13 protein-coding genes are annotated in these 12,596 nt (G+C 42.3%); all 13 read left to right on the top strand.

Annotated elements, in window-relative coordinates; translation table 11 throughout:
• The 13 genes from spoVG (at position 1) to mfd (ending at position 12,562) form a co-directional block, all read left to right on the top strand.
• Positions 1–261: a septation regulator SpoVG gene (gene spoVG, locus BO15_RS0103120; protein WP_028235339.1), complete on the top strand. Its 261-nt coding sequence runs from the start codon at positions 1–3 to the stop codon at positions 259–261.
• A gap of 5 nt (positions 262–266) precedes the next feature.
• A complete protein-coding gene (pth, locus tag BO15_RS0103115; protein WP_033152292.1) occupies positions 267–842 on the top strand; it encodes an aminoacyl-tRNA hydrolase in 576 nt (191 codons plus the stop codon).
• Between the two features lie 106 nt (positions 843–948).
• Positions 949–2,193: a BTAD domain-containing putative transcriptional regulator gene (locus BO15_RS0103110; RefSeq protein WP_033152291.1), complete on the top strand. Its 1,245-nt coding sequence runs from the start codon at positions 949–951 to the stop codon at positions 2,191–2,193.
• A gap of 2 nt (positions 2,194–2,195) precedes the next feature.
• Positions 2,196–2,618, top strand: coding sequence for a hypothetical protein (locus tag BO15_RS0103105; RefSeq protein ID WP_033152289.1), 423 nt, complete (start codon positions 2,196–2,198; stop codon positions 2,616–2,618).
• Between the two features lie 19 nt (positions 2,619–2,637).
• The gene (locus tag BO15_RS0103100) at positions 2,638–3,597 is read left to right on the top strand and encodes a transglutaminase-like domain-containing protein (protein WP_033152287.1); all 960 of its coding nucleotides are present in this window, start codon (positions 2,638–2,640) and stop codon (positions 3,595–3,597) included.
• A 10-nt stretch (positions 3,598–3,607) separates the two neighbouring features.
• On the top strand, positions 3,608–4,660 hold the full coding sequence (locus BO15_RS0103095; RefSeq protein WP_033152285.1) for a type II secretion system F family protein: 1,053 nt from the start codon (positions 3,608–3,610) through the stop codon (positions 4,658–4,660).
• Position 4,661: 1 nt separating this feature from the next.
• Positions 4,662–5,015, top strand: a complete 354-nt coding sequence (locus tag BO15_RS0103090) for a hypothetical protein (RefSeq protein ID WP_081828540.1) — start codon at positions 4,662–4,664, stop codon at positions 5,013–5,015.
• 2 nt (positions 5,016–5,017) lie between these two features.
• Positions 5,018–5,512, top strand: a complete 495-nt coding sequence (locus BO15_RS0103085; RefSeq protein WP_033152283.1) for a DUF4860 domain-containing protein — start codon at positions 5,018–5,020, stop codon at positions 5,510–5,512.
• Complete coding sequence (locus tag BO15_RS0103080) at positions 5,502–5,885, top strand: hypothetical protein (protein WP_033152281.1); 384 nt, start codon at positions 5,502–5,504, stop codon at positions 5,883–5,885. The genes BO15_RS0103085 and BO15_RS0103080 overlap by 11 nt, the downstream gene beginning before the upstream one ends.
• Before the next feature lie 8 nt (positions 5,886–5,893).
• Positions 5,894–6,256, top strand: a complete 363-nt coding sequence (locus BO15_RS0103075) for a hypothetical protein (protein ID WP_033152279.1) — start codon at positions 5,894–5,896, stop codon at positions 6,254–6,256.
• A 10-nt stretch (positions 6,257–6,266) separates the two neighbouring features.
• A complete protein-coding gene (locus BO15_RS0103070; RefSeq protein ID WP_033152277.1) occupies positions 6,267–7,373 on the top strand; it encodes a type IV pilus twitching motility protein PilT in 1,107 nt (368 codons plus the stop codon).
• 6 nt (positions 7,374–7,379) lie between these two features.
• On the top strand, positions 7,380–9,026 hold the full coding sequence (locus tag BO15_RS0103065; protein WP_033152275.1) for a SulP family inorganic anion transporter: 1,647 nt from the start codon (positions 7,380–7,382) through the stop codon (positions 9,024–9,026).
• 2 nt (positions 9,027–9,028) lie between these two features.
• Entirely contained in the window at positions 9,029–12,562 is a 3,534-nt protein-coding gene (gene mfd, locus BO15_RS0103060; protein WP_033152273.1) for a transcription-repair coupling factor, read from the top strand.
• The last annotated feature ends 34 nt before the right edge of the window (positions 12,563–12,596 follow it).

Raw genomic sequence — 12,596 nt, 5'->3', positions numbered from 1 at the left:
ATGCAAATCACAGACATTAGAATCCGTAAGATCGAAAAAGAAGGTAAGATGAAGGCAGTTGTTTCAGTGACAATTGACGAAGAGTTTGTTATTCACGACATCAAGATTATTGAAGGAGATAAGGGACTATTCATCGCTATGCCATCTAGACGTGGTTCAGAAGGCGGTTATAAGGATATTGCACATCCTATTCGCTCAACAACAAGAGAGCAGATGCAGACAATGATCCTTAACAAATATAAGGAAGAGTTCCCAGAGTAAGATTTATGTTTTTAATTGTTGGTCTAGGCAATCCTGAAAGGAAATATGAAGGAACAAGGCATAATGTTGGATTTGAAGCCATCGACGCCATCTCAAAAAAGTTTGGGATAGAAGTCTCTCACAAGGAGCACAAAGGCATTGTAGGAAAGGGCGTTATAAATGGCCACAAGGTTATGTTGGTAAAGCCTCAGACATATATGAACCTTAGCGGAGAATGCGTTCGCGAGATGTGCGACTATTACGAAGTGGACCCAGAGACAGAGCTTCTAGTTATCTCTGATGATGTATCACTTTCTACAGGCAACATCAGAGTTAGAAAAAAGGGAAGTGCTGGTGGCCACAACGGGCTGAAAAATATAATTGCACATACCGGTTCGAATGTGTTCCCTCGAATTCGAGTGGGAGTTGGAGAGTGTGAAAATGGTGACATGGTTAGCCACGTGCTCGGTCACTATGACGCTGAGGACAGAGAGCGTGTTGACGCCTCTATGGACAAGGTGATTGGAGCGTTAGAGTTGTTTTTAGAAGATAATTTGGATGGAGCCATGAACCAATTCAATGTCAAAGAAAAAGTTGAATAGCTGTTATAGCCTGCAGAAAGCTGCAGGCTATTTGGTTATTTACAATAACATTTTGTTATTTTATACTTTTATTTGTAATGAAATGGATTAGCGAAAAGGGAGAACTATGTACGATTCACAAATTCTTATTAAAGCAGATTTTTTAGGTAAGTTAGACATCACATGTAATGATGTACCTATTGTACTAGAACGAAATAACACAACTAAGGTAAATCAGCTTTTCCAGATGCTGATTTATTACACAAACGGTATTGCTAGAGATCAGGTTATTTACAATCTTTTCCATAATGAAGAGATTGCTGATGAATCTAATAGCCTTAGAGCTATTGTATTTAGATTAAGAAAATCCCTGGCTGCCCTTGATATTCCAAATGAAGACTATGTTTACATCAAGCGTGGAACATATTCTATCAATCCATTTGTAACTATCGAGTGCGACGCAGTCAAATTCGAAGAGCTTGCAAAGAATGCCCTTGGTGCAGAGGATGCCAAAGAACAGCAAAAGCTTCTTGAGGAGGCTTGTGCTTTATATGATGGTGATTTTCTTGCTACACTTAGCGGCTATGAGTGGGTTGTTACCACACAGGTAAGGCTCAAAAAGCTTTTTGACCGTTGCTTAAAGCAGCTATTAGAAATATACGAATTACAAAAAGAATACAAAAAGATGTATGAGCTTAGCCACAAGGCTAATGGTATCTATCCTTACGATGGATGGCAGACATACGAGATGCGTGCCCTCATCGAGGTTGGTAACACAAAGGATGCATTAAAGCTATACGAGGATACTGAGACTCTCATGTTCGAGGAGCTTGGTGTTTCTGTTGCATCAGCTATGAATGACCAGCTGGATAGACTAGGCGCACAAATTAAGAACAATACAGATATGATTAGCGAGGTAAAGAGAAACCTCGATACATCAAAGGAAGAAATACAGGGTGCATTTAACTGCACATACCCTACTTTCGTTGAGACATACAGATACATCAAGCGTGTCATCAGACGTTCGGGCCAGGCAGCATGGCTTATGCTTTGCACCATCACAGATGGCAAGGGCTTTGGACTTAATGATTCCGACCGACTTGAAAGTCTTGCTGAGGAGCTTTCAGAAGCAATCCGCACATCAGCAAGAGGTGGCGATATGTACGCCAGATATAGCAACAACCAGTTTGTAGTTTTACTTTTAGATATTACCCAGGAGGACTGCGTTTTGGTTCAGGCCAGAATCAACGAAAACCTCAGCAAGGAATCTAGAAAACGCTACATTCAATATCATCTTGCACCAGTTAATCTTGCAAGCGCAGGAACAGATGCAGATACAGCAGAGCTTCAGGATATGGTTAAAGGGGAATAGTTATGAATATCTCTGACAGAATGAAACGAATGCACAATTGTGTTGGTATCACCATAGAAAATAAAGAAAGCTTTAGTGGCAAGCTATACAACTGCTACGATAAAGCGCCAATCAGCTATACCGATGTTGATGATTTCTTTAATATCATGAATAGCTTTTTGGATACTGTGGAGTTTCCAGCTCAGAAATTTAGATATAGAGCTTTCAAAAAGACATATCCTACTCTTAAGATTGTAGATATCGATCCAAAAGAAAAGCTTTTTGAAACAACGGATTTACTTCCTTTGATAGGAAAAGACAGCTTCATCCTTATGGTTACAGGCAGAGATCATGCTTCATGGCAGGGCAAAATCTACAGCGTTGCACAGGATGAAGAATATGATTTCAACAGTGAAGTGGAGTTAATTAGAATTTTAAATAAATAAGGAACAGTGGAGGAAGCAAGTGAAGAAATACAAATATTTGCTTTCACTGATTGTTCTTACTCTTAGCTTTATAGCTTGTGGAGACCAACAGCCAGCTTTTACTTCCAATTCATCTACCACAGAAAGCTCATCTGGAGCGGTGGCAAAGGAATCAAAGGGTTCCAGGGACAACACCATTCGGGTGCTTACACCAGAAGCCAGTGGCGTTGAGGTATACTCAAATGCGGATGCATCCATAGATGCGAGCAACGCCTCAGAAGGCTATGTTATGGTGAAATACACAGGCTCAGCGGCTAAGGTTAGAATGCTAATAGAAACGCCAGCAGGAAACACTTATAACTACCTGATGGATTTGGATGGCAATTATGATGTCTATCCTCTATCCGAAGGCAGTGGCACCTATAAAATCGGTGTCTATGAAAACTTGCATGATGATCAGTATGCGGCGGCATTTACTCAGTCAGTGAGCGTAACACTAAAAGATGAATATAGTATGTTCCTGTATCCAAATGCTTACGTGGATTTCAATGCAAATTCCAAGGCGGTGAAAAAGGGCCAGGAGCTGGCGGCTAGTGCCAATAATGACATTGAGGTGGTTCAGAACGTTTACCATTACATCACCCAAAATGTTAAGTACGACTATGACAAGGCCGAGACAGTTCAGTCTGGATACATTCCAAATGTAGACAGTACATTGGCTACCAACACGGGAATCTGTTTTGACTATGCATCCCTTATGGGGGCGATGCTTAGGTCGCAAGGTATTCCAACACGGCTTGAAATCGGATACGCCGGCACGGAATATCACGCCTGGATATCCGTATATACGAAGGAGACAGGCTGGATTGATAAAATCATTCAGTTTGATGGAACAGATTGGACACTTATGGACCCAACATTAGGTTCATATGCAAGCAACAGTCAAGTAAAGAAAACTTTAGATGACACTACTTACTATCAACTAAAGTATAAATATTAAAGGTGTAACTATGAGCGAAAAGATTAGAAAACAACTTACTCCCGAGGAACTATATGCATTCTCAGATGAAATGGGAATGATGATTTCCAGTGGTGTTTCAGCAATACAGGGAATCACAATGATGCTTGATGAGTCCCAGGGTGGTGAAGAAAAAGAGCTCCTTACAGAGATGGAGCAGGTAGTTGGAGAGACAGGTTCACTTTCAAAGGCAATCGAAAGTGTTGGGGTTTTCCCAGACTATTTCGTAGAAATGGCAAAGATGGGCGAGTCTACAGGTAAGATGGATTCTGTTCTCATCAACCTGGCAGCACATTATTCAAGAGAGATGGCAATTTCAAATGCAATCAGAAGTGCAGTTACATACCCACTTATGATGGTTTGTATGATGCTTGTAATTATCATCGTCCTTGTAACAGAAATCATGCCAGTATTCAACAGAGTATTTAAGCAGCTTGGTGGCACAATGGACGGCCTTTCAGCTGGTTTCCTTGCTGTTGGAACATTTATGAAGTCAAATGGTGTGATTCTTTTATTGATTCTTCTTGCTATCATTATTTATGTAATTGTTCTCAACAAAACAGAGTGGGGCAAGAATCATCGTAACGACATTCTTTACAAGAGTCGCCGTTTCAAATCAATCCATTCTAAAATTGCAACAAGCCGTTTTGCATCTGCAATGGCAATGACACTTTCAAGTGGTATGGATGTTATGCAGGCACTTGATGTCAGCGGTAATATTGTGGAAGCTCCTGATTTCGAGGACAAGGTTGAAAAGTGCAAGGATTCTTTTGCAGAGACTATGGATATCGGAAAGGCATTTTCAATGTCAGGCATTTTCGGTGGTCTCTACGGACGTATGGCAATCCTTGGTGCTAAAACTGGTAATATGGAAAACGTTCTTGAAAAGGTTGCAACAACCTATCAGGAAGAAGCAGATGAAGAGATTAACGATTTAATTGCAGTAGTGGAGCCAACACTTGTAATTGTTCTTTCAGTTATTGTAGGAATTATTTTACTTTCAGTTATGCTACCACTTTTGAACATTATGTCGGGGATGATTTAACATGGCAAAGACAAGATTTGGAAGCCTAGACGGCATTCATCAAATCAAACAGAAGAACGTGGCCGGTAGCACTATGATTTCTGCAGGGCTGTTTCTTCTCATATTTATCCTGTTTTTGTTTGCAGTATCAAAGGCATCAGCAGGCTCCGTTCAAGAACAGCGCCAAAGCTTAAGTGATGCCATCGACAGGGCAATCATCCAGTGCTATGTCACTGAAGGCAGATACCCTGAGAGCTTTGAATACTTACAGGAAAACTACGGAATCATCTACGATGATGACCGTTTTAGAGTTGATTATGTTATCTATGGTTCAAATATGCGACCAGAGGTTACGATTATAAACCTGGAGGATTAACGTTGAAACAAGGACGACTTAGAAAACATAATATAGACATCATGTTTCTAATGGTCTTATTTTTGATATTCACCTTTTCTGCGGTGAGTGTTCTTTTGATGGCTGTAAATTCCTACAGATCAGTAGTTTTAGCAAATGAAGCTAACTCAAGTGCACGTACAGCAATCGCATATATTCGCGAAGAGGTAAGACAGCACGATGCTGAGGGCGCAGTTTCCCTTGATACTTTCGATGGTGTTGATTGCATCAAAATGTCAGAGGGCAGTGGATTTAATCTTTATATCTACGAGTACGATGGATATTTGATGGAACTGGAGGCAAAGGATACTGCCGGTGCCACAGCAGATTTTGGAAATAAAATCATGGAAGTAAATAGCATCAGCTTTAGTCAGGGAGAAAATGACACTATCAATGTTCAGCTTGAGGATTCCCTTGGTGCAAAGCATGATGTTGTAATAGGCATCAAATCAAAGGAGGGCCAGTCTAATGAAGAATAGAAATAACGGCTCTCGAATTTTTATGACTGAGCTTATGTTTGCAATTTTCTTTTTTATCATTGTATCAGCCGTTTGTATTCAGTGTTTTGCTGGAAGCTTTGCAAAAAGTGGTGAGGCAAAAGAAATCACTGAGGCAGTAAACCTTGCAAGTAATGCAGCAGAGGATTATCTCTGTAATGATGACTATACTGGATTTACTAATTACTACGACGACAACTGGAATTTAGTGGACGATTCAGAGGCAACATACAAGGTCACAAGCCTCGTTATTGAGCCAGAATCAGAGGGCATGTGCCAGACAATGCACGTGGTAGTTTCCACAATTTCAGATGAAGAAATATACAGCTTAGCAGTTGAAAAAGCTCTTAAATAGGAGTGACAATGGAGCATACAAAAAGAGAAAACAGGACAATAATAAATATAGGTACCTCGTTGATGGTTGTTATCCTGATTGGCATGGCATTTGCGGTAATTGCTGCCCTTGCCATTTCATCTAGTCACAACAACTACAATCTCAGTATGAAGCTTCTTAATCATACTGATGAATACTACAATGCATCCAACCAGGCATACGAGATAATTGCAGATTCAGATTGGGCGGATCAGGAATTTACAGTTGATATTAATGAAAATCAGGTGTTAAATGTAAAGGTTGAATCTAAAGAGATTACTTGCTGGCAGGTGCAAAATGTTTCTTCGTGGGAAGCAGACAGCACACAGCCAGTTATAACATTGGAGGATTGAGGGGGATAGAATGAGTACAAATATTGTAACTTACTTAACAGATGCAGTTAGAAAATACAAGGCTTCAGATGTATTTATTGTTACAGGCCGTGAGGTTTCATTCCGAGTAAACGACCTCGTTCTTACTCGTTCAGAATTGGAGCAGGGCTATACAGAAAAGGCTGAGCCAGATGACGGTCCAGTTATGCCAGCAAAAGCAGAGGAGTTGGTTCGCCAGATTTATGAGCTTGCAGGTAGAGATATTACAAAATACATCGAAGGCGGCGATGACGATTTCTCATTTGCAATCAAGGATGTTTCTCGTTTCAGAGTAAATGCATTTATGCAAAGAGGTACTTTTGCAGCGGTAGTTCGTGTCATCACATTCACACTGCCAGATTACAAAGAGTTACTCATTCCAGAATCTGTAATCAATCTTTCAAATGAGTCAAAGGGCTTGGTGCTTGTAACAGGTCCTGCCGGAAGTGGTAAGTCTACCACTTTGTCTTGTATTGTGGACAAGATTAATAAAAACTATAACAAGCATATTATTACCCTTGAGGACCCTGTGGAATACCTTCACAGACACGGCAAATCAATTGTGTCTCAAAGAGAAATCCACTTAGATACAGAGAACTATGTGACTGCACTTCGTGCCTCACTTAGACAGAGTCCAGATGTTATTTTGCTTGGAGAAATGCGTGATGCTGAAACAATTTCCGTTGCAATGACTGCGGCTGAGACAGGACATTTAATTCTGTCAACATTGCACACCATTGGAGCAGCAAACACAATCGATAGAATTATCGACGTATTCCCTTCTGAGCAGCAGCACCAAATAGCATTACAGCTTTCTATGGTTATAAAGGCAGTTGTATCTCAGCAGCTTGTTCCAGCTGTTGATGGTTCGCTTGTGCCTGCATTTGAAGTCATGACAGTGACTCCAGCCATCAGAAATATGATCAGAGAAAACAAGGTACCACAGATTGAAGGTGTCATCTATTCAAGTGACACAGACGAAATGGTATCAATGGATTCTAGCCTTTTCAAATTGGTGCGTGAAGGCAAAATCACAAAGGAGACAGCTATGGAATTTGCTGTCAATGCAGAAATGCTAGGAAGAAGATTAGGAGTTTAGTTAGAAATGGAAAGTTTTAAACCTATGCTGTTTACTTGCATGAAGAAGTATAGCAAGGAGCAGTTCTTTAAAGACTTAGTATCTGGAATCATTGTGGCAATCATCGCATTGCCACTTTCTATTGCCTTGGCTTTGGCCTCAGGTGTTGGCCCAGAGCCAGGATTATATACAGCAATTGTTGCTGGATTTTTGATTTCCTTCTTCGGAGGAAGTACAGTTCAGATTGCTGGACCTACAGCAGCCTTTGCTACAATCGTAGCAGGCATCATTGCAACTGATGGAATGGATGGACTCATCATTGCAACAATCATGGCAGGTATCATTCTTATTATCTTAGGTGTGGTAAAAGCCGGCGCACTTATCAAATTCATCCCATACACAATCACAACTGGTTTCACAGCCGGTATCGCAGTTACAATTTTAATAGGTCAGTTCAAGGATTTCTTTGGTGTAGATTTCCACGGCGAAAAGCCAATCGAAACAATCGACAAATTAAAAGTATTCTTTGGCAACATTGATTCACTTAACTGGCAGGCAACTTTAGTTGGTGTTGTTTGTCTTGCAGTGCTTATCATTTGGCCAAAGTTCTTCTCAAAGATTCCTGCATCAATCATTGCTGTATTCGTCAGCATTGCAATGGTACAGGGACTTCACCTTAACGTAAATACGATAGGAACTCTTTATCCAGATTTGAAGGCAGGCTTGCCAACAATCTCAGTTCCACATTTCTCACTTGCGGTAGTAAGAAACGAAATGCCTAACGCATTTACGATAGCGATTCTTGCTGCAATCGAGTCACTTCTTTCTGCAGTAGTTGCAGACGGAATGGTAAACAGCAAGCACAGAAGTAATCAGGAGCTTATCGGTCAGGGTATCGGTAATATCGGTTCAGTTCTTTTTGGTGGTATCCCTGCAACAGGGGCTATCGCTCGTACAGCTGCCAACATCAAAAACGGCGGTCGTACACCAGTAGCTGGTATGGTTCATTCCATTACACTTCTTATCGTACTTGTTGTACTTATGCCATACGCAAAATTCATTCCAATGCCATGTATCGCAGCAATCCTTTTCCAGGTTGCATACAACATGTGCCAGTGGAGACCTTTCGTAAGACTTGTAAAGTTTGCTCCAAAGTCAGATATCATCGTACTTGTACTTACATTCGTTCTCACAGTAGTATTTGATCTTGTAGTAGCAATCGAGTGGGGCATGATTGTTGCATGTATCCTCTTCATCAAGAGAATGAGCGAGGAGACTCATGTCAGCGGATGGACATATCAGTCGGACGATGCTGAGTTTGTTGATGATTTACGTCCAGTAGAAAAAGAAATCAGAGTATTTGAAATCACAGGACCACTTTTCTTTGGTGTTTCTGATATGCTTGCAGAAAGCATTAACGTAAAGGATTATACAAAGGTGCTTGTTATCAGAATGCGTTCTGTTCCAGCCATTGATGTTACAGCTCTTAGAGCACTTCGCGATTTGGTTGAGCGAGCAAAGAAAAAGGGAGTTACAGTTGTATTCTCACACGTAAATGAACAGCCACGTCACATGATGGAGAAGGCTGACTTCGTAAATACGGTAGGTGCTGAAAACTTCCAGCCAAACATTGATGCAGCACTTGATAGAGCTGAAAAGATTATAGGCAAGTAATTATGAAAACTTTTTTGGAACCATTTAAAAATTTAACAGCTGTTGAGTCTCTTCGCGAGGCTCTAGCTCGTTATGGCAAGGTTTACGATATCACGGGGTGTGCTGATAAAGCGCACCTCATTTTTGGTATTGGGCATGATGTCAGCCACAAGCTGATTATCACTTCTGACGAGCTGAAGGCTAGAGAATTATACGAGGAATATCGTTTTTACGATAATGATGTGGTGTATTTTCCTGCAAAGGATTTCCTCTTTTATCAGTCTGATATTAGAGGTAATGCCCTTACACGTGAGCGAATGAGCGCTATTGAGGCAGTTATAAATAACAACAGCTGCACAGTCATCACCACCATCGATGCCCTCATGAATAAGCTGCCAGATGTGTCTTATTTTGAGGAGGGTGTAGTTGCCATTTCCGATACTGATACTATTGAGCTTGAGGCTTTGCGCCGCAAGCTAGTTGCTATGGGTTACGAGGCAGTGGGCACCTGCGAACATCCTGGAGAATTTGCAGTGCGAGGTGGAATCATTGACGTTTTCCCTCTTACTGCAGATTTGCCAGTTAGAATCGAGCTTTGGGGCGACGAGGTGGACAGCATCCGTTCCTACGATGCCAGCAACCAAAAGTCAATTGAGAATATCAGCTCGGTAATCATCTTCCCGGCAGTGGAGCTTATCCTATCAGCTGATGAGGTAGAGGCAGGTCTTGCCAGAATCGAGGCAGAGCGAGATGAGCGCTACGAAGCATATCGCAAGGAAATGAAAACAGAAGAGGCATATCATCTGAAAACCTACGCCGACAGGGTAGTGGAGGAAACCAGAGAATGGGGCCTTAGCCAGGAGCTTGAGACAAATCTCACTTACTTCTGCGATAAGCTTGGTTCATTCATCGATTTCATGCCAAAGGGCACCTATGTCTTTATCGATGAGGTGCAAAAGGTAATTACAAAGGGTGAAGTTACCCAGACAGAATTTTCCGATGCCATGACTCGCCGAGTAGAGGCTGGCTATATGCTTAAGGGCCAGATGGATATGCTTTACGGTGTGGAGGAAATCTTTGCCAAAATCGAAAAGTGTCCAACCACACTTATGTCAGTTCTCGATGCGAAAAATAAACTCCTTAAATCAGCAGACCATTTCAGCATCGCGGTGCAGGGAGTAAACGCATACAACGGCAGCTTCGAGCTTCTCACCAAGGAGCTACTTCAGTACAAGAAACGTAAATACAAAGTGCTTCTTGTGACAAGCTCTTCAACCAAGGGACAGCGCCTTGCAGAGGACTTGCTTCAGGAAGGATTGAATGCATACTTCACATCAGATTTGGATCATCAGATAAATCCTGGTGAAACTATGCTTTGTGTAGGAAATATAAAGCGTGGCTACGACTATCCTGATAGCGCCTTTGTAATGCTTTCAGATGGGGATATCTTCGGCCACGTCCGTAAGAAAAAGCATCGTGTAAAGAAGTATGAGGGAGAGTCAATTTCATCCTTCTCTGATTTGCATGTGGGCGATTATGTCGTTCATGAAAACTATGGCCTCGGTGTCTACAAGGGTACCGAGCAGATGGAAATAGACAAGGTTATTCGAGATTATATCAAGATTGAGTATGCAAAGGGCAGCAACCTTTATGTTCTTACATCTCAGCTGGATATGATTCAAAAATATTCCGGTCCAGACGGTAAAAAGCCAAAGCTCAACAGTCTTGGCGCAGGTACTCAGGAGTGGACTAGAACAAAGCAAAAGGTTCAGTCTGCCGTTGGAGTTGTGGCGAAGGAGCTTGTGGATTTGTACGCTCTTCGCCAAAACACAGATGGCTTTGTATATGGTCCAGATACTGTATGGCAAAAGGAATTCGAGGAAAGCTTCCCATACGAGGAGACGGAGGGCCAGTTGTCTGCAATCGAGGCAGTTAAGTCGGATATGGAGTCCACCAAAATAATGGATAGACTTATCTGCGGTGATGTTGGTTTCGGCAAAACAGAAGTTGCCATGCGTGCAGCCTTCAAGGCAGTGCAGGAAGGCAAGCAGGTGGCATACTTGGTTCCAACCACGATCCTTGCCCAGCAGCACTACAACAACTTCGTCCAGCGAATGGGCGGCTATCCAGTAAACATTGGGCTTTTGTGTCGATTTAGAACACCAGCAGAGCAAAAGAAAACTATCGAAGGGTTAAAGGCTGGAACAGTAGATATCGTTATCGGAACACATCGTTTGCTTTCAAAGGATGTGGAGTTCAAGGATTTAGGTCTGCTTATCATCGATGAGGAGCAGCGATTTGGTGTAAATCACAAAGAGCGCATCAAGCAGATGAAAAAGACAGTTGATGTGCTGTCACTTTCCGCTACCCCAATTCCTCGTACACTTCACATGTCGCTGGTTGGAATCCGTGATATGAGTGTTTTGGATGAGGCTCCAATGGAGCGTACTCCAATCCAGACCTTCGTATTTGAATATAACGAAGAGATGGTCCGAGAGGCAATCGTTCGAGAAATGGCTCGCGACGGTCAGGTATATTATGTTTTCAACCGTGTCCGCGGTATCCAGGATATGGCGGCAGAAATTGAGCGACTTGTACCGGAGGCAACTGTGGGCTACATCCACGGCCAAATGACCGAGGCCAAGGTTGAGGATGTTATGATGCAGTTCATCAACCACGAAATCGATGTGCTTGTTGCTACAACTATTATTGAAATTGGTTTGGATATATCTAACGTAAATACGATAATCATACATGACTCAGACAACATGGGATTGTCCCAGCTATATCAGCTTCGCGGCAGAGTTGGTCGAAGCAACCGTACCGCATATGCGTTTTTGATGTATCGCAGGGACAAGATGCTAAAGGAAGTTGCAGAGAAGCGACTTGCTGCAATCAAGGAATTCACAGACCTTGGCTCTGGCTTCAAAATCGCTATGCGTGATTTGGAAATCCGCGGTGCAGGCAATCTCCTTGGCGTAGAGCAGCACGGCAACATGACAGCAGTAGGTTACGACCTATACTGCAAGATGCTTAATGAGGCTGTAAAGATTGAAAAGGGTGAAGCGAAGGAAGAGAACTTCAATACATCAGTGGATATCAATATCGAGGCATACTTGCCAGATACCTACGTATCCAACGAAGAGCAGCGAATCGATATCTACAAGCGTATTGCTGCCATCGATTCTGAGGAGGCTCGCGATGAAATGCTGGATGAGCTTGTGGACCGTTTTGGCGAGCCAAAGCGCTGCGTACAGAATCTTCTCTGGGTGGCAATGCTCCGCGTAAAGGCCCACGACGCATATGTCACAGCCATCGAGCAAAAGGGCGACATCATCCGCATCGTCATGTACGAAAAAGCCAAAATAGATGTGGCTCAGATACCAGCTCTCTTAGAGCGCAACAACCCACACATCACATTTGCGGCAGATCCAAAGAACCCAGCCTTCATCTTCAACACCAAGGCCAACACCCGCATCAAACCAAACGAAGTGTTTGATTACCTGCAGGATTTCTTGTTGGATTTGAAGTCTATAAAGGAGGTAAACCATAATTAGCCCCCAATAATTGATTAATTTGGCAGGATTAACT

The organism is Pseudobutyrivibrio ruminis HUN009 (assembly GCF_000703005.1).
Lineage (GTDB): Bacteria > Bacillota > Clostridia > Lachnospirales > Lachnospiraceae > Pseudobutyrivibrio > Pseudobutyrivibrio ruminis_A.
This window is presented reverse-complemented; position numbering and strand designations above follow the sequence as displayed.